This is a genomic window from Pseudomonas artemisiae (assembly GCF_057128685.1).
This window is the reverse complement of sequence record NZ_JBSKHS010000012.1, coordinates 102801-119673: the sequence shown is the minus strand read 5'-3', so window position 1 is coordinate 119673 and position 16873 is coordinate 102801. Positions and strand designations below refer to the sequence as shown.

Below are 16873 nucleotides of genomic sequence, written 5' to 3'. Positions count from 1 at the left end.
CGCATGCTTCTGCTCACCCTGCTTGCGGTGCTCTTGGGGCAGGCCCTGTCGAGCGTGATCTGGCTGTCCCAACTGCGTGCCACCCAACTCGAGGGGTTGATTACCAGTGCCCGTAGCCTGGCCCACTCCATGTCGGCCAGCGCCAGTTATTTCCGCTCATTGCCCCTGGCCTACCGCCCGCTGGTGTTGGACCAACTGCGCAGCATGGGCGGAACGCGCTTCGTGGTCTCGCTTAACGACAAACCCTTAGGGATGCGCGTGCTGGAGCCGACACCCCGGCGAAGCGCGGTCATCGAGGCGGTGAGCGACGTGCTTCACCAGCAGTTAGGCGCCGGTGTAGAGCTGACCGTGCAATTCGTGCACCCGCAGGACTTGCGGATTTTCAACAGTGGCCTGAGCCTGGACGAACTGCCACGCTCCTGGGCCCATTATGCGTTGACGCTGGAACCGGTAAACCCGCCCGTCATGGTGACCCAGATCCGCCTGGGGGAGGGCGAATGGCTGTATATCGCCTCGCTGCTGCCAGAGCCTTACACCACGCTGGAAGAAGAAGAACTCCCAGCCCAGCAGGTGGCGTTTATCCTGCTGACCAGCGCGTTTTTATTGCTGTTCATTGGCTTGTTGGTGCACTGGCAAAGCCGCCCGCTCAAGCGCCTGGCCCGAGCAGCCCGTGAACTATCCCTGGGCGCGGAAGTGGAGCAGCCACCAGTGGAGGGCGGCGGCAGCGAGGTGGTGGAGGTCAGCCGTGCCTTCTACGCCATGCGTACCCGCATCAGCCGCTACCTAAATGAGCGCAGTCAGCTGTTCAGCGCGATTTCCCACGACTTGCGCACCCCCATCACCCGCCTGCGCCTGCGGGTAGAGCTGCTGGAAGATGAAGCCGTGCAAGCTAAGTTCAGTCGCGACCTGGACGAGCTGGAGTTATTGGTCAAGGGTGCGCTGCAGTGTGTAAAAGACACTGACATCCACGAGAACATCGAACCTGTGGACCTGAATCAGGTACTTGATTGCTTGGTGGAGCCTTATGTCGCTAACGATGGCAACGGGCGGGTCACCCTCTCAGGTGTCGCGTGCTGGCCCTACCAGGGCAAGCCCCTGGCGCTCAAACGGTGCATGGGTAACTTGATCGACAACGCGCTCAAGTACGGCCAGCGCGCCCATGTCTCCATTGCCGATACCGAAGCCGGCTTGGTCGTGCATGTGGACGACGAAGGGCCCGGCATTGCGCCCCAGCGGTTGGAAAAAGTATTCGAGCCGAATTTTCGCTTGTCCACCAACCAGCAAGGCTACGGCTTGGGTTTGGGTATCGCGCGCAATATCGCCCATAGCCATGGGGGCGAAGTGACCCTGAGCAACCTTCCCCAAGGCGGCTTGAGGGTCACACTGAATCTGCCACGTGGGCAACCTTGTTGCTGAAACTGAATCGGCCGAGGTAGGTGTGGCTCTAACGTCACCGGGTAGTGACATTCAAGAACGTTTCGTTACGCGTAGGCTTTCGTGCCTTGAGTACACTGCGGAGCGAACAACAAAAACAAGGTACTTGATGAATACGCTAGAACTGGATTTCAGCAGTTGGCTCAATGCCCCTGCCCACCGCCAATGGCTCGCGGACGAAGGCTTGCGATTGCTGGCCTTTGCCCGTGCCGCGCGGCTCCCAGAAGGCTTTGGCTACCTGGACGCGCAAGGTGCGCTAACACCCGCGCCGGCCCAACTGCTGATCACCACCCGTATGACCCACAGCTTCGCGCTTGCCCAGTTGCAAGGGCTGCCAGGCTTCGCCGCCTTGGTGGACCATGGCATAAGCGCCCTGGCGGGTTGCCTGCGTGACCACACCCATGGCGGCTGGTACGCCAGCGCGAATCACGCTGATGGCGACACCGCAAAGGCGGCTTACCTGCATGCGTTCGTGGCGCTGGCCGCCAGCTCTGCGGTGGTCGCAGGCCGGCCCGGTGCCCAGGCACTGCTTACCCAGGCCGTTGCGGTGATCGAAGAGCACTTCTGGAGCGAAAGCGAAGGTGCCATGCGCGAAGGTTTCGACCAGGCGTGGGGTAGTGAAGAAGCCTATCGCGGCGCCAACAGCAATATGCACAGTGTCGAGGCCTTTCTGGCCCTGGCCGACGCCACCGGCAACACCCTGTGGCTAAGCCGCGCGCTACGGATCTGCGAACGGATCATCCACCACCACGCAGCCGCCAATGGCCACCGCGTGTTGGAGCATTTCAGCGCCGATTGGCAGCCACTGCCTGGCTACAATCAAGCCACCCCGGCGGACCCCTTCCGCCCCTACGGCAGCACGCCTGGGCATGCCTTTGAGTGGGCGCGCTTGTTGCTCCATCTGGAGGCCTCGCTGACGCGTGGCGGGCTGGAAGCGCCGGCCTGGTTGCTGAGCGGCGCCCGCCAGTTGTTCGACACTGCCTGCCGAACGGCCTGGTGCGCCGATGGCGCTGACGGCATTGTGTACACGCTCGATTGGCAAGACCGGCCCGTGGTACGTGAGCGCATGCATTGGGTGCATGCCGAGGCAAGCGCGGCCGCCGCGGCCTTGTTGCGCCGTACCGGGGAGCGGGGCTTCGAGCAATGGTACCGGACCTTCTGGGAATTCACCGCAACGCATTTGATCGACCTTCAGGCCGGCAGTTGGCACCACGAGTTGGACTCGGCCAATCAACCTTCCGCGCAGGTGTGGGGTGGCAAGCCAGATCTTTATCACGCCTGGCAGGCGGTGTTGCTCCCGCGGCTACCCTTGGCGCCTAGTATGGCGACAGCCGTGGCCCAACACTTACTTATGTAACGAGATTGTGACAATTACGCATCCATTCGTTACCTGGCGCGCTAACAACCTTGCCTACACTCCCCGCAGCGCAAGCATCAGACTTGCAACCCATAACAACAAAAAGGTATTTCGATGAACGCGATCAATCGCCTCGCCGCTCTGATTTCCCTCGCCACCCTGGCCCCGTTCGCTGCCCAGGCCGCTGACAGCAAAGGCACTGTAGAAGTGGTGCACTGGTGGACCTCCGGTGGCGAAAAAGCCGCAGTCGATGTGCTCAAGGCCCAGGTTGAAAAAGACGGCTTTACCTGGAAAGACGGCGCTGTGGCGGGGGGTGGTGGCTCTACGGCCATGACCGTACTCAAAAGCCGCACAGTGGCCGGCAACCCCCCCGGCGTTGCCCAGATCAAAGGCCCCGACATTCAGGAATGGGCCAGCCCCGGCTTGCTCAGTACCGATGCCCTCAAAGACGTAGCCAAGGAAGAGAAGTGGGATTCGCTGCTCTCTAAAAAGGTCTCCGACACCGTCAAGTACGAGGGTGATTATGTGGCCGTGCCGGTGAACATTCATCGGGTTAACTGGCTCTGGATCAACCCTGAAGTGTTCAAAAAGGCCGGTATCGCCAAGGCGCCGACCACCCTGGAAGAATTCTATGCCGCTGGCGACAAGCTCAAGGCCGCCGGTTTCATCGCCCTGGCCCACGGTGGTCAACCCTGGCAGGACAGTACGGTATTCGAAGACGTCGTGCTGTCGGTGATGGGCCCTGAAGGCTTCAAGAAGGCATTGGTAGACCTGGACGAAAGCGCGCTGACCGGCCCGGACATGGTCAAGGCCCTCACCGAGCTGAAAAAAGTCGCCACCTACATGGACGTCAACCGCGCCGGTCGTGACTGGAACATCGCAGCCGCTGACGTGATTAACGGCAAAGCCGGCATGCAGGCCATGGGCGACTGGGCCAAGAGCGAATGGACCGCCGCCAAGAAGGTAGCGGGCAAGGATTACCAGTGCGTGCCATTCCCAGGCACTGATAAAGCCTTCACCTACAATATTGACTCGCTGGCAGTGTTCCTGGTCAAGGACAAAGGCACCATCGCGGCACAGCAGGATTTGGCCAAGGTTGCGCTGGGTACTGACTTCCAGAAAATCTTCAGCCTTAACAAGGGTTCGATCCCAGTCCGCACGGACATGCAGAACGACATGGAGAAACTCGGCTTCGATTCCTGCGCCCAGCAGGCGGCCAAGGACTTCCTGGCTGATGACAAGTCTGGTGGCTTGCAGCCAAGCATGGCCCACAACATGGCCACTTCGCTGGCGGTACAAGGGGCGTTCTTCGATGTGGTGACCAACTACATCAACGATCCGAAGGCAGACCCAGCAGCGGCGGCTAAAAAGCTGGCGGCGGCTATCAAGTCCGCCAAGTAAGAACGCTGGCCTGACCCCGCGCCTGCCATTGCAGGGGCGGCGGTCCCGAACCTGAATGTTTTCGCGGAACCCAAGTTTATGAGCGCTGTAGCGGCACTGAGCAAAGCCTCGCCCTTGGACGCCTTGCAACGCTGGCTGCCCAAGTTGGTATTGGCGCCGAGCATGGTCATCGTGCTCGTGGGCTTTTATGGTTACATCATCTGGACGTTTGTACTCTCGTTCACCAATTCCACATTCTTGCCCAACTACAAATTCGTAGGCCTGCAACAGTACGCACGGCTGATGGATAACGACCGCTGGTGGGTCGCGAGCAAGAACCTGATGATCTTCGGCGGCATGTTCATTGCTATCAGCCTGGTTATCGGTGTATTCCTGGCAGTATTGCTGGACCAGCGCATTCGCCGCGAAGGCTTCCTGCGCACCATCTACCTGTATCCCATGGCCTTGTCGATGATCGTCACCGGCACCGCCTGGAAGTGGCTGCTCAACCCTGGCCTTGGCCTGGACAAAATGCTGCGGGACTGGGGCTGGGAAGGTTTTCGCCTGGACTGGCTGGTCGATCAGGACCGGGTGATTTACTGCGTGGTAATCGCCGCCGTATGGCAGGCCTCCGGCTTTGTGATGGCGTTGTTTCTGGCAGGCTTGCGCGGCGTGGACAGCTCCATTGTACGTGCCGCTCAGGTAGATGGCGCCAGTTTACCCACCATTTATTTGAAAATCGTGCTGCCTAGCCTGCGGCCGGTGTTCTTCAGCGCCTTTATGATTCTGGCGCACATCGCCATCAAGAGTTTCGACCTGGTGATGGCCATGACCGCGGGTGGCCCCGGCTATGCCTCCGACCTGCCTGCGGTGTTCATGTACTCGTTCACCTTCAGCCGTGGCCAGATGGCCATTGGTTCAGCCAGCGCCATGCTGATGCTGGGGGCAATCCTGGCAATCCTGGTGCCTTACCTGTACTCGGAACTGCGAGGCAAGCGCCATGACTGACACTCGCCTCAAGCAAGGGTTGACCTGGGACCGTGTGGCCATCTACGCGGTGCTGATTGCCGCGGCGGCGGTGTATCTGGTGCCGTTGGTGGTGATGCTGCTGACCAGCTTCAAATCCCCGGAAGACGTATTCGCCGGGAATCTGCTCAGCCTGCCCGCTAGCTTTACGGTCGAAGGCTGGGGCAAGGCCTGGGGCACGGTAGGGGGTTACTTCTGGAACTCGGTGAAAATCACCGTGCCGGCGGTATTGATTTCTACCTTCGTGGGCGCACTCAACGGTTATGTGCTGTCCATGTGGCGCTTCCGTGGTTCGCAGCTGTTCTTCGGCCTGTTGCTGTTCGGTTGCTTCCTGCCGTTCCAGACCGTGCTGCTGCCGGCCTCCTTTACGCTGGGCAAGATCGGCCTGGCCAATACCACTACCGGCCTGGTACTGGTACATGTGGTATACGGCCTTGCCTTTACCACGCTGTTCTTCCGCAACTTCTATGTAAGCGTGCCAGAAGCGCTGGTGCGAGCCGCGCGGTTGGACGGGGCAGGGTTTTTCACCATCTTTGGGCGCATTTTGCTGCCAATGTCCATTCCCACCATCATGGTATGCCTGATCTGGCAGTTCACCCAGATCTGGAACGACTTCCTCTTCGGCGTGGTGTTCGCCAGTGGCGATGCCCAGCCCATCACGGTGGCGCTGAATAACTTGGTCAACACCAGTACGGGCGTGAAGGAATATAACGTGGACATGGCCGCGGCAATGATCGCCGGGCTACCAACACTGCTGGTGTATGTACTGGCGGGCAAGTATTTCCTGCGCGGGCTAACGGCCGGCGCGGTCAAGGGGTAAAACATGGCAACGCTTGAACTGCGCAATGTAATCAAGAGCTACGGCAGTGGCCTGCCGGACACGCTCAAGGACATTCAGCTGTCCATCGACTCGGGGGAGTTTCTAATCCTCGTGGGCCCCTCCGGCTGCGGTAAGTCCACCCTGATGAACTGCATCGCGGGGCTGGAAAACATCACCGGTGGCGCGATCCTGGTGGACGGTACCGACATCAGTGGCATGAGCCCGAAAGACCGGGACATCGCCATGGTGTTCCAGTCCTATGCGCTGTACCCCACCATGACCGTGCGGGACAACATCGCTTTTGGCTTGAAAATTCGCAAAATGCCTGCCGCTGAGATCGACCAGGAAGTAGCGCGGGTAGCCAAGCTATTGCAGATTGAGCATTTGCTTACACGCAAACCTGGGCAATTGTCCGGTGGCCAGCAGCAGCGTGTGGCCATGGGCCGAGCCCTGGCCCGACGGCCGAAGATTTACCTGTTCGACGAGCCCTTGTCGAACTTGGACGCCAAGCTGCGCGTGGAAATGCGTACTGAAATCAAGCTGATGCACCAGCGCCTGCGTACTACTACGGTGTATGTGACCCACGACCAGATCGAGGCGATGACCTTGGGTGACAAGGTGGCCGTGATGAAGGATGGCATCATCCAGCAATTCGGTACCCCGCGTGACATTTACAATGATCCAGCTAACCTGTTCGTGGCCAGCTTTATCGGTTCACCGCCGATGAACTTCATTCCCCTGCGCTTGCAGCGCCGGGACAGTGGATGGGTCGCCGTACTCGACAGTGGCCAGGCCCGTTGTGAGGTTCCCCTGGGCTTGCAGGCGCCCGGGCTGGAAGACCGTGATGTGATTCTAGGCGTGCGCCCAGAACAGCTGATCGTGGCCAAGGAGCAGGGCAGTGCTTTCCCCGGCGTGCGTGCCGAGGTTCAGGTGACCGAGCCCACCGGCCCCGATACACTGGTATTCGTCACGCTGAACGACACTAAGGTGTGCTGCCGGGTCGCCCCGGATGAAGCGCCGCGGGTAGGAGACGCGCTGGATGTACGCTTTGATCCAAGCAAAGTGCTATTGTTCGACGCCGCGAGCGGGGAGCGTTTGGGCCGTGTGGCCGCGGCCCCCAGCCAGGTGCCAGGCAACAACGTGGCCCAGCTCGCTGGCCGCTAAAAAAGCAAGCATGGGGTGGCAACACCTTATGTATAACAATGAGTTACAATAACAATAAAACGAGGGTAGCCAGGGAATGAACAAGCAAAAAACCTCTAAAGCGAACACCTTACGGCTGGCCCGGCACTTGTCAGTGCTCGGTGCCATGGGGCTGGCGACAACCGCGTACGCTGCCAAGCCTTACGATGCTTCTCAGTACGGCACCGGGGACTGGGGCGGGTTGCGCCACGAGTTGTACGACAAGGGCTACGATTTCACCCTTGAGTACGTGGGTGAAGCCGCCACCAACCTCAATGGCGGCTATAACGATGATCGCACCGCGCGCTACTCGGACCAGTTCGCCCTAGGCGTACAGCTGGACCTGGAAAAACTCCTGGGCTGGCATGGCGCCGAGTTTAAGCTGGCGGTTACCGAACGTAGCGGACGCAACATCAGCAACGACCGCATTGGCGACCCGCGTGCCGGTACGCTGAGCTCGTCACAGGAAGTCTGGGGCCGGGGCCAAACCTGGCGTCTGACCCAGATGTGGGTCAAGCAGACCTTCCTGGATGACAAGCTGGACGTGAAATTCGGTCGTTTCGGTGAAGGCGAAGACTTCAACAGCTTCCCTTGTGACTTCCAAAACCTTGCGTTCTGCGGCTCTCAGGTGGGTAACTGGATCGGCGACATCTGGTACAACTGGCCTGTTTCCCAATGGGCTTTGCGCGTGAAGTACAACATCACGCCTGAGTTCTACGCGCAGGTAGGTGCATACGAGCAGAACCCGTCCTACCTGGAAACCGGCAACGCTTGGAAACTCAGCGGCAGCGGTACCAAGGGCGCCATCTTGCCCGTGGAGTTCGTGTGGTCGCCGTCGGTCAATGGCCTGCCAGGCGAATACCGCCTGGGCTACTACTACAGCACTGCCAAGGCCAACGACGTTTCCGAAGGCGAAGACGGCCAACTGCAAGCAGCCAGCGGCGGTGACTACCGCAGCCATGGCAGCAAGCACGGCTGGTGGATCGTGGCCCAGCAGCAGCTGACCAGCCACAATGGCGATGCAAGCCGTGGTTTGAGCATCTTTGCCAACGCCACCGTGCACGACAAGGCCACCACGGTAGTGGACCAGTACCAGCAGGTTGGTTTCGTTTATAAGGGCTTGTTCGACGGTCGCCCGAAAGACGACATCGGCGTGGGCGTTGCGCGTATCCATGTGAACGACGACGTGTCCGACAACGCTCGCCTGGCCAATGCCTTGGGTGGCTTTAACGACTACGACAATCCACGCTTCACGCCGATTCGCAGCAGTGAATACGACGCTGAAATCTACTACGGCTTCCACGTGACCAATTGGCTCACCGTGCGGCCTAACTTGCAGTACATCAAGCGCCCTGGCGGCGTGGATGATGTCGACAACGCCTTGGTTGCCGGCCTGAAAGTACAGTCGAAGTTCTAAGCGGTACCTGTCGCGCTGCCGCGTTCATGCGGCAGCCGCGCCAGCCTCAGCCTTCTTCCAGGGGGTAGCGGCTGGCATTCAAGCTTTCTTTGATCTTGCGCAAATGCGGCTGGAAATCCACGCCACGGCGCAAGGTCATGCCCGTAGCCAACACATCCAGTACCGTAAGCTGAATAATCCGCGAGGTCATGGGCATGTAGATGTCCGTGTCTTCGGGCAGAGGAATGTTCAGGCTCAGGCTACTGGCGTCGGCCAGAGGGGAGCCAGCAGAGGTAAGCCCCAGGACCGAAGCGCCGTTTTCCCGAGCCAGGCGCGCCACTTCTACCAACTCCCGGGTACGCCCGGTATAGGAAATGATTACGAACAGCTCACCGGTATGCGCCACTGATGCCAACATGCGTTGCATCAGCACATCGGCATGGGCCGACACCGCCAGGTTGAAGCGGAAAAACTTATGCTGCGCATCCAGTGCCACCGGTGCCGAGGCGCCCAAGCCAAAGAAGTGGATTTGCCTGGCCTGGATCATCATGTCCACGGCGCGGCTCACCAACTGTGGGTCGAGCTGTTTATACACGCTGTCCAAGGAGGCAATGGCGCTAGAAAAAATCTTCTGCGTATAGGCGGCCGGGTCGTCGTCCGGCGCCACGGCGCGACTGACGTAAGCGGCACCGCTGGCCAGGCTTTGGGCCAGTTGCAGCTTGAGTTCAGGGTAACCGCTGACACCGAACGAGCGGCAAAAGCGGTTGACCGTGGGCTCGCTGACCTTGGCGGCCTGGGCAAGGGCGGCGATACTGAAGCGGGTCGCCTGTTGCGGATTGCCAAGAATAACCTCCGCCACCTTGCGCTCTGCCTTGTTAAGCTCTTCGAGGCGCCCTTGGATTTGTTCCAGAAGGTTGCGCACGCGATCCATGTAATCTCCTGTCATAGGGGCTTGCGCCGCGGGTCGATTCCAACACGGCTACCCTGGTGGGTGGTCTATCGTACTGATGGGCCATCGGGATCACCAGTAGCCTGGAAGCCCAAGGCGCATTTGTTGTTTTATTACTACATCTCGACTTGATCGCCGGGGTGAAAACCCGTAATACTCGTCTAACTTGATAAAAGAACCCATATCATGCTGTCGATTTCCGAACCTTGCACCTTCGCTCTTTTCGGCGCCCTCGGTGACCTGGCGCTGCGTAAGCTGTTCCCAGCGCTGTATCAGCTCGAGCGCGCTGGGCTATTGCATCCGGATACCCGCCTGTTCGCGCTGGCCCGCGAGGCTGGCGATGCCCCCGGGCATTTGGCGGAAATTGACGACCACCTGCGCGAATTCGTTCCGGCGGCAGAGCTGGACGCCGACCATCTGGAGCGTTTCAAGGCGCGCCTGGAATACCTGCATGTGGACTTTCTCCTGGCTGAAGACTACGCCGTGCTGGCTGAACGCATTGGCCCTGTGGCCCAGGTGATTGCATACTTTGCAACGCCTGCGGCGGTATACGGCGCGATCTGCGAAAACCTGGCCAAGGTTGGCCTGGCAGAACGTACCCGGGTAGTGCTGGAGAAGCCCATTGGCCATGACCTGGAATCTTCTCGTCGGGTAAACGATGCGGTTGCCCATTACTTCGCGGAAAACCGCGTTTACCGGATCGACCATTACCTGGGTAAGGAAACCGTCCAGAACCTTATCGCCCTGCGCTTCGCCAACAGCCTGTTCGAAACCCAGTGGAACCAGAATTACATTTCCCACGTGGAAATCACCGTGGCTGAGAAAGTCGGCATCGAAGGCCGTTGGGGCTATTTCGACAAAGCTGGCCAGTTGCGGGACATGGTGCAGAACCACCTGTTGCAACTGTTGTGCTTGATTGCCATGGACCCGCCGGCAGATTTGTCAGCCGACGCGATTCGGGATGAGAAGGTAAAGGTGCTCAAAGCCTTGGCGCCCATCACTGGGGAGGGGCTTAGCACCCATGTGGTGCGCGGGCAGTACATTGCCGGCTACAGCGAGGGCCGCGCGGTACCGGGCTACCTGGAAGAAGAAAACTCCAACACCCAAAGCGATACCGAAACCTTCGTGGCGCTGCGCGCGGATATCCGTAACTGGCGCTGGGCGGGAGTCCCGTTTTACCTGCGCACCGGCAAACGCATGCCGCAAAAGCTGTCGCAGATCGTTATCCACTTCAAAGAGCCCCCGCACTATATCTTCGCCCCGGAGCAGCGCTTGCAGATCAGCAATAAGCTGATCATTCGGCTGCAGCCGGACGAAAGCATCTCTCTGCGGGTGATGACCAAAGAGCAGGGCCTGGATAAAGGCATGCACTTGCGCAGTGGGCCTTTGCAGCTCAATTTTTCCGACACCTACCGCAGCACGCGCATTCCTGATGCCTATGAACGGCTGCTGTTGGAAGTGATGCAGGGTAACCAGAACCTGTTCGTTCGAAAGGACGAAATCGAATACGCCTGGCGCTGGTGCGACCAGTTGATCGCAGGCTGGAAGAAATCGGGTGACGCCCCCAAGCCTTATGCCGCCGGATCCTGGGGGCCGATGAGTTCGATCGCCCTGATTACCCGTGATGGCAGGTCTTGGTACGGCGACATCTGAAGCTACGCCACGGTAAAGCCCACTACGGCAACGCCATGCACGGGCCTGCCGTGGCAACGTCTATTTTCCACACGCCACTGGGTCTACCCGGTGCCATGAGTCAAGGATCAGCCGTTATGACGCCTGAACAACAATCCCGCATGGCGGACAAGGTCACACTCATCGACGAGATTGCGCTCAAGGCGCGCGTGTTGCCGGTGATTGTCATCAATGCCGAACACGAGATTCTACCGCTGGCTGACGCCCTAGCGGCCGGTGGCCTTACCTGCCTGGAAGTGACCCTTCGCTCTGAGCACGGCCTCAAGGCGATCAAGATGCTGCGTGAGCATCGCCCGAACCTGACCGTGGGCGCCGGTACGGTATTGGACCTGGACATGCTCAAAGCGGTAGAGCAGGCCGGCGCGCAGTTCGTGGTGACCCCAGGCGCCACCCAGCAGATGCTGGAAGCCGGCGTAAGCAGCCCCATCCCTATGCTGCCTGGTATCGCCACGGCTTCGGAAATCATGATGGGATATGCCTTGGGGTATCGCCGCTTCAAGCTATTCCCGGCAGAGATTTGCGGCGGCGTCGCGGCGATCAAAGCCTTCGCCGGGCCCTTCGGGGATGTGCGTTTCTGCCCAACCGGGGGCGTGAACATCGGCAACGTACAAGCGTACATGGCCCTGCCAAACGTGATGTGCGTGGGCGGGACCTGGATGCTGGATAAAGCCTGGGTCGAGGCAGGTCAATGGGACCAGATCGAGCAAAGCAGTCGCGAGGCCGTGGCGCTGTTCTAACCCAACCGTTGTTTCATGGCTTTTGGGTGCGCTTGGTCGGCGCACCTTTTTTTTGCTCAGGTTCAGGCGTTCCGAGCGTGAGCCGAAGGGGCCCCAACAAGTCGGCCAGGCCGTTGTGGTCGATCTCATACATCAAGGCCAAGAGCGCGCCCAATTCTCCGGAAGGAAAGCCCTGGCGCGCGAACCATCCCAGGTAAGGCGCCGGTAGGTCTGCCAGCAGGGAGCCTTTGTACTTGCCATAGGGCATTCGCACAGTCAACAACGCTTCTATTTTTTCAAAATCCAACGGGGCTTTTCCTTTCTCGTATAACGTGCATTTTGCAATGCGATCTTAGCTCGCTGTTGCATTCGGAACGGTTCGCTTATAATCGGTATATTATTAACTTTATGTTTTAGAAGGCTTTTATTTAAATTTATAGGTTGGCATGGGGCCTGCACTCTTTTTGACATAGCTGACCTAATTGGAGAAGAGCGCATGACCAAGTCTGGCCAAGACGTAGTTTCGGTACTGAACCGCCTGATTGAGACCTGCAAAGACGGCCAAGAGGGCTTCAAAGCCTGCGCCGACGACGTAAAGAACCCTGAGCTGAAGGCACTGTTCGTTAAGCGCGCTCAAGACTGTGGCGTGGCCGCTGGCGAACTGCAGGCCGAAGTAACCGCACTGGGCGGTAGCCCGGAAGATTCCACCAGCCTGAGCGGTGACCTACATCGCCGTTGGCTAGACTTGAAGTCTTTGATAACCGGTAAGAGCGAAGAAGCAGTACTCAACGAAGCCGAACGTGGCGAAGACGTAGCGATGAAAGCCTACAAAGAGGCCCTGGCTGAGCCACTGCCAGCGAACGTATACGCGATCATCGAACGCCAGGCTCAAGGTGTACAGCGTACCCATGACCAGATCAAAGCGTTGCGCAACATCGCTCGCGCCAGCTAATCAAAAGCATCTCTGTTGCGCCGGCTATGCCGGCGTTTTTTTTGCCTCTACTTCGGTGTGGCGCACTTGGTTCCTGCCGCTACGCTTGGCTTGATACAAGGCTGCATCGGCCCCGGCCAGCAAGTCTTTCAAGGTAGCGGGGCTTGTACTCCCGCCATTTCTGGTGGCTACCCCGATGCTCACCGTGACCGATATACCTGTGTTGGAAAGCGGCAATAATTGCTCGACTTGATGACGAATGCGTTCGGCGACCGCTAGTGAGCCGACGGAAGTGGCCCCTACCAGTACCACCATAAACTCCTCCCCGCCGTAACGCGCAGCCAGGTCGCCAGGCCGCTGCGCATATTGTGCTACCACCCAAGCCACGGCCCGTAATGCTTCATCGCCGCCGTGATGGCCATGGGTTTCGTTAAAGGCACCGAAATGGTCCACGTCGATCATCAGTACCGCTATGCCCCGGCCGCTGCGTTGGGCGCGCGCCCATTCCATTTCCAGGGTGTGGTCCAGTTGGCGGCGATTGGCAAGCCCGGTAAGAGGGTCTGTGGCCGCCAGCGCGGCCAGGCTGGTTTCCGAGCGCCTACCCCGATGAAGTTCACGGCGAAACGACAGGGTCAGCCAGGCAATACCCAGGCACATCCCTAAGGTGGCCACGCAGATAAACCACGCCGTGCGCTGCCAGGCGCCAAATACGTCGTCGTACGCCATGGCCACGATGACTAATAACGGCAGGCCAGCAACCCGGTTATACACATAAAAGCGTTGGTGCCCATCAAGGCTGGATTCGCCAATGAAATAACCAGTAGGCTCGCCTTCGAGCATGTGCTGCATATTAGGAAGGTCAGCAAGATTCTGGCCAATAGAGGAGCCCCCTGCCAGGTGGGGTTCCCGCGCGAGAAGGTCGCCCTGGGTATTGGTCAGGCTTACGCTGCCGCGACCGATGTTCAGGCTTTTGAACAGCGTGCTGAAGTAATCGAGCCGTAGCACACCAGACGCCATGCCTTTGAACGCGCCGTCGGGCCCAGACATTCTGCGCGTGAAGGCAATGCACCAGTTCAGCTCCCCGAGCTGATCCCGGAAAGGGCGGCTGATGCGCAGGGCCATGCTGGGTGAGGCCTGGTGGGCAAGGAAGTTTTGATGTTCAGAAAAATCCAGCTGGCGAGGCACCGGGCTGAGGGAATCCTCTACGATACGGCCATGCTCATCGATCCACAGCATATCGCCGTGCGAGGGCGCTGTAATCGCTCGGCCGAATAACAGTTGGCGCCGGAGCGACGCAGGCACCTGGGCCAGATCAGGGTTTTGCGCAGCGTCCGCCAAGCCCTGCAAGGACTGACCGTAGAGTTCTACGTTCCGCTGAAGGTCGCTGTTGATCAGCTCGACCACATTCTTGGCACTGCGCAAGGCCACTTGGCAGGCGTTCTGATATTCGGCCCTGAGTAGAAACAACACCAGCCCGAGCATCACTAAAATCGCTGTTACGCTGCCTATCATCAGGGCACGCTCGGCTTTTACACCTCGGCAAATAGAGTGGCGCGACATGGCAGCAAAGGCTCAGGGCTTGGGGCGCGCACATTCTAGGGAGGGGGAGGGGGCGTCACAACCCAAGCGGGCGGGGGCCTGTAGCATCGCGTGCCCCCGGGAATGGGGGGTCATGTTAAGCGCCGCCAAATATCCTTTATTTTCATAGGGTTAAATGCAAAGTGAGATCCAATCTGTGTCAAACGATCGTTTGAAAATAATCGTTCCTGTTGTCTATCCTTGCAAGAAGTACCGAATTTTCCTACGGAACAAACAGAAACGACTTATAGATTGTAGAGGTAAGCGTATGGACACTTAGGCGCACATGCTTAAAAGAGTGCGCCGATGTCTGCTACCTACAGTGTGATCCCTGGCTTGCTGCTCCTAGGCTTCGCTGGCGCCGTTCATGTGTTGTTCCCTCACGCCGCTTCCACCATCGCCGGTTGGCTCATAGGATTCGGCACATTGATCATTCAGCTCTGAACCAGTAGACCTGCCGCCTCAACGGGCTTTATCGGCCACGGCCTGGGCGGCTCGTATCAGGCACTCGGTCAATTCCGGCGACGAAAATTTCGTCAATACCGCGTCTGCCCCCGCTTCTTCGGCTCGACGACTGTTCATGGCGCTGTCCAGCGAAGTGTGCAGTAACACATATAAATGGCTGAAATCACCTGCGCTGCGCAGGGTCCGGGTGAGGGCATAGCCGTCCATTTCCGGCATTTCGATGTCTGACACCAGAATGTTGATTTCACCGGCTGTGCCTTGCAACTCCAGAAGGCAGGTCATCGCGTCCTTGGCGCTGCGCGCGGTGTGGCATTCTAATCCCAAGCTGCGCAACGCTAGCACCGATTGCTGTAGGGCGACTTGGCTGTCGTCTACCACTAGAATCCTGGCACCGGCCAACAGGCGCGCCTGCTCCTGGGTCAAGGTGCTCGTAGACGTTTCGGCCCTTGGCGGCGCGATCCCATGAATGACCTTTTCGATATCCAGAACCTGGACCAGACTGCCATCGACTTGGGTCACCCCGGTAATAAACGACCGTGCGCCCGACCCGTGGGGCGGTGGACGGATATCCGTGGGCAGGCAATGGATGATCCGGATCACCGCTTGAACATGCAGGCCCTGGCGGGAGCGGCTCACGTCGGTCACGATCAGGCAGCCTCCGGAAGGATCTTCCAAGGGGCGCTCGCCAATGGCCCGGCTTAGGTCGATCACCGATAGCGTAGCCCCGCGCAGCGTGGCCACGCCGCGCACATGAGGGTGGGCATCCGGCAGCCGAGTGAGCGGTGGGCACGTAATGATCTCGCTCACCTTGAGCAGGTTGATGGCCATCAGCTTGCCGCTGCGCAAGGTAAATAGTAAAAGCGAGAGTGATTCGGCGCGTGCGTTAGACATGGTTACCTTCAGAAGCGATTACGGCGAGAAATACACAGAGGGTATCGGCCACTGATGGAGTGCCTTTATAGCCAGGGCGCGGGAAGTTGCGACAGCTGAGGCCTGAGAGGGATAGGGTGGATTGCTGGCCTTCGAAGGGTTCAGGAAAGGTGGCAATATTCTCCGGCACTTAACTGTATTTTAATCAGGGCTGTTTCCAATGCTTGCCGATCAACGGTGCTACCCTAATGGCGCGCGGCGAGCGCAGGTATTTGCTAAGACCAGGACCTTCAATGACCTACACCCAGCCTCACGACCCCTTGACTCGCGAACGCCGCTTCCTGGTGTTGCTCGGTATCATCTGCCTGGCCATGCTGGGCGGGGCGCTTTACTTGCAGATCGTGCTCGGCGAGGCGCCATGCCCGCTGTGCATTCTTCAACGCTATGCCTTCCTGTTCATCGCGCTATTTGCATTTATCGGCGCCGCCATGCCAGGCCGCCGCGGGGTAACAGTGTTCGAAGCCTTAGTGGTGATCAGTGCGTTGGGCGGGCTAGCCGCTGCCGGTAAGCACGCCTGGGTACTGGCGCACCCCTTCTCTAGCTGTGGAGTAGATACCCTTCAGCCTATTGTCGATGGGCTGCCGCTTGCAAAAATGCTTCCCTCAGTCTTCGAGGTTCAGGGCTTTTGCACAACCGCCTATCCGCCCATGCTGGGCCTGTCGTTGGCCGATTGGGCGTTACTGGCCTTTGTACTGACTGCCGTATTGGTGCCATTGGGCATTTGGCGCAATCGTCGCCGGTCATAATTCATGCCGAATGCAACGATCTCTTCTCCTGCCTTTCTCACCCAGCGATACGCGCAATCCTCTGAAAGGCCCGGCCCGCGAGGCTTCTAGCCGTTTCGAATGCGGTGCGACATCGTGTCGCAAGGGCTTGTAATAGGGCGGTATTGTTGCATAATCCGTAAATTACTGTTGCTATATAAGTCATATTCATCGTGAGGTTAGCTCACTACAATCGCGGCAATTTCTGTAGGTCGACCTCTTCAGGCCCTTGGAAATCAAGGCATAAGCCTTT

At 58.9% G+C, this 16873-nt stretch carries 16 protein-coding genes; 12 read left to right on the top strand and 4 right to left on the bottom strand.

The annotated features are described in order from the left end of the window. The first annotated feature begins 3 nt into the window (after window positions 1-3). The 7 genes from ACWKV4_RS15125 (at window position 4) to ACWKV4_RS15095 (ending at window position 8616) form a co-directional block, all read left to right on the top strand. Complete coding sequence (locus ACWKV4_RS15125) at window positions 4-1416, top strand: ATP-binding protein (RefSeq protein ID WP_483832904.1); 1413 nt, start codon at window positions 4-6, stop codon at window positions 1414-1416. A 127-nt stretch (window positions 1417-1543) separates the two neighbouring features. Beyond that, window positions 1544-2791: a D-mannose isomerase gene (locus ACWKV4_RS15120; protein WP_483832903.1), complete on the top strand. Its 1248-nt coding sequence runs from the start codon at window positions 1544-1546 to the stop codon at window positions 2789-2791. Window positions 2792-2905: 114 nt separating this feature from the next. Further along, window positions 2906-4192: an ABC transporter substrate-binding protein gene (locus ACWKV4_RS15115; protein ID WP_483832902.1), complete on the top strand. Its 1287-nt coding sequence runs from the start codon at window positions 2906-2908 to the stop codon at window positions 4190-4192. A gap of 78 nt (window positions 4193-4270) precedes the next feature. Further along, window positions 4271-5179, top strand: coding sequence for a carbohydrate ABC transporter permease (locus ACWKV4_RS15110; RefSeq protein WP_483832901.1), 909 nt, complete (start codon window positions 4271-4273; stop codon window positions 5177-5179). Then, window positions 5172-6017: a carbohydrate ABC transporter permease gene (locus tag ACWKV4_RS15105; RefSeq protein WP_483832900.1), complete on the top strand. Its 846-nt coding sequence runs from the start codon at window positions 5172-5174 to the stop codon at window positions 6015-6017. Before ACWKV4_RS15110 ends, ACWKV4_RS15105 begins: the two co-directional genes overlap by 8 nt. 3 nt (window positions 6018-6020) lie before the next feature. Next, window positions 6021-7181, top strand: coding sequence for an ABC transporter ATP-binding protein (locus tag ACWKV4_RS15100; RefSeq protein WP_483832899.1), 1161 nt, complete (start codon window positions 6021-6023; stop codon window positions 7179-7181). A gap of 145 nt (window positions 7182-7326) precedes the next feature. After that, window positions 7327-8616, top strand: coding sequence for a carbohydrate porin (locus ACWKV4_RS15095; protein ID WP_483832936.1), 1290 nt, complete (start codon window positions 7327-7329; stop codon window positions 8614-8616). A 46-nt stretch (window positions 8617-8662) separates the two neighbouring features. Here the strand turns inward: ACWKV4_RS15095 and hexR are convergent, their stop codons facing one another. After that, window positions 8663-9517, bottom strand: a complete 855-nt coding sequence (gene hexR, locus ACWKV4_RS15090; protein WP_483832935.1) for a DNA-binding transcriptional regulator HexR — start codon at window positions 9515-9517, stop codon at window positions 8663-8665. Between the two features lie 213 nt (window positions 9518-9730). Here hexR and zwf point away from each other — a divergent pair, with 213 nt between their 5' ends. Together zwf and ACWKV4_RS15080 are read left to right on the top strand one after the other, a co-directional pair. Continuing rightward, entirely contained in the window at window positions 9731-11197 is a 1467-nt protein-coding gene (gene zwf, locus ACWKV4_RS15085; RefSeq protein WP_483832898.1) for a glucose-6-phosphate dehydrogenase, read from the top strand. A gap of 95 nt (window positions 11198-11292) precedes the next feature. Further along, window positions 11293-11973 carry a bifunctional 4-hydroxy-2-oxoglutarate aldolase/2-dehydro-3-deoxy-phosphogluconate aldolase gene (locus tag ACWKV4_RS15080; RefSeq protein ID WP_483832934.1) on the top strand — a complete coding sequence of 227 codons (681 nt, stop codon included), beginning with the start codon at window positions 11293-11295 and terminating at the stop codon, window positions 11971-11973. Between the two features lie 13 nt (window positions 11974-11986). On the opposite strand, the gene ACWKV4_RS15075 is transcribed toward ACWKV4_RS15080, so the two are convergent. Beyond that, window positions 11987-12259 (bottom strand): DUF3820 family protein, encoded by a 273-nt coding sequence (locus ACWKV4_RS15075; protein ID WP_483832897.1) that lies wholly within the window; start codon window positions 12257-12259, stop codon window positions 11987-11989. A 189-nt stretch (window positions 12260-12448) separates the two neighbouring features. Here ACWKV4_RS15075 and ACWKV4_RS15070 point away from each other — a divergent pair, with 189 nt between their 5' ends. Continuing rightward, window positions 12449-12904, top strand: coding sequence for a ferritin-like domain-containing protein (locus ACWKV4_RS15070; protein WP_483832896.1), 456 nt, complete (start codon window positions 12449-12451; stop codon window positions 12902-12904). 24 nt (window positions 12905-12928) lie between these two features. On the opposite strand, the gene ACWKV4_RS15065 is transcribed toward ACWKV4_RS15070, so the two are convergent. Next, window positions 12929-14443 carry a GGDEF domain-containing protein gene (locus tag ACWKV4_RS15065; protein WP_483832895.1) on the bottom strand — a complete coding sequence of 505 codons (1515 nt, stop codon included), beginning with the start codon at window positions 14441-14443 and terminating at the stop codon, window positions 12929-12931. A gap of 324 nt (window positions 14444-14767) precedes the next feature. Here ACWKV4_RS15065 and ACWKV4_RS15060 point away from each other — a divergent pair, with 324 nt between their 5' ends. After that, on the top strand, window positions 14768-14905 hold the full coding sequence (locus ACWKV4_RS15060; RefSeq protein ID WP_483832894.1) for a hypothetical protein: 138 nt from the start codon (window positions 14768-14770) through the stop codon (window positions 14903-14905). Window positions 14906-14923: 18 nt separating this feature from the next. On the opposite strand, the gene ACWKV4_RS15055 is transcribed toward ACWKV4_RS15060, so the two are convergent. Then, on the bottom strand, window positions 14924-15817 hold the full coding sequence (locus ACWKV4_RS15055) for a chemotaxis protein (protein ID WP_483832893.1): 894 nt from the start codon (window positions 15815-15817) through the stop codon (window positions 14924-14926). A 272-nt stretch (window positions 15818-16089) separates the two neighbouring features. Between ACWKV4_RS15055 and ACWKV4_RS15050 the strand changes: the two genes are divergently transcribed. Then, window positions 16090-16602, top strand: a complete 513-nt coding sequence (locus ACWKV4_RS15050) for a disulfide bond formation protein B (protein ID WP_483832892.1) — start codon at window positions 16090-16092, stop codon at window positions 16600-16602. The last annotated feature ends 271 nt before the right edge of the window (window positions 16603-16873 follow it).

Coding starts and splice junctions, on each gene's coding strand:
- ACWKV4_RS15125 (WP_483832904.1), top strand. CDS start 4: ATGCTTCTGCTCACCCTGCTTGCGGTGCTCTTGGGGCAGGCCCTGTCG.
- ACWKV4_RS15110 (WP_483832901.1), top strand. CDS start 4,271: ATGAGCGCTGTAGCGGCACTGAGCAAAGCCTCGCCCTTGGACGCCTTG.
- ACWKV4_RS15095 (WP_483832936.1), top strand. CDS start 7,327: ATGGGGCTGGCGACAACCGCGTACGCTGCCAAGCCTTACGATGCTTCT.
- ACWKV4_RS15120 (WP_483832903.1), top strand. CDS start 1,544: ATGAATACGCTAGAACTGGATTTCAGCAGTTGGCTCAATGCCCCTGCC.
- ACWKV4_RS15050 (WP_483832892.1), top strand. CDS start 16,090: ATGACCTACACCCAGCCTCACGACCCCTTGACTCGCGAACGCCGCTTC.
- ACWKV4_RS15080 (WP_483832934.1), top strand. CDS start 11,293: ATGAGTCAAGGATCAGCCGTTATGACGCCTGAACAACAATCCCGCATG.
- ACWKV4_RS15065 (WP_483832895.1), bottom strand. CDS start 14,443: ATGTCGCGCCACTCTATTTGCCGAGGTGTAAAAGCCGAGCGTGCCCTG.
- ACWKV4_RS15105 (WP_483832900.1), top strand. CDS start 5,172: ATGACTGACACTCGCCTCAAGCAAGGGTTGACCTGGGACCGTGTGGCC.
- ACWKV4_RS15055 (WP_483832893.1), bottom strand. CDS start 15,817: ATGTCTAACGCACGCGCCGAATCACTCTCGCTTTTACTATTTACCTTG.
- ACWKV4_RS15115 (WP_483832902.1), top strand. CDS start 2,906: ATGAACGCGATCAATCGCCTCGCCGCTCTGATTTCCCTCGCCACCCTG.
- ACWKV4_RS15060 (WP_483832894.1), top strand. CDS start 14,768: ATGTCTGCTACCTACAGTGTGATCCCTGGCTTGCTGCTCCTAGGCTTC.
- ACWKV4_RS15100 (WP_483832899.1), top strand. CDS start 6,021: ATGGCAACGCTTGAACTGCGCAATGTAATCAAGAGCTACGGCAGTGGC.
- zwf (WP_483832898.1), top strand. CDS start 9,731: ATGCTGTCGATTTCCGAACCTTGCACCTTCGCTCTTTTCGGCGCCCTC.
- ACWKV4_RS15070 (WP_483832896.1), top strand. CDS start 12,449: ATGACCAAGTCTGGCCAAGACGTAGTTTCGGTACTGAACCGCCTGATT.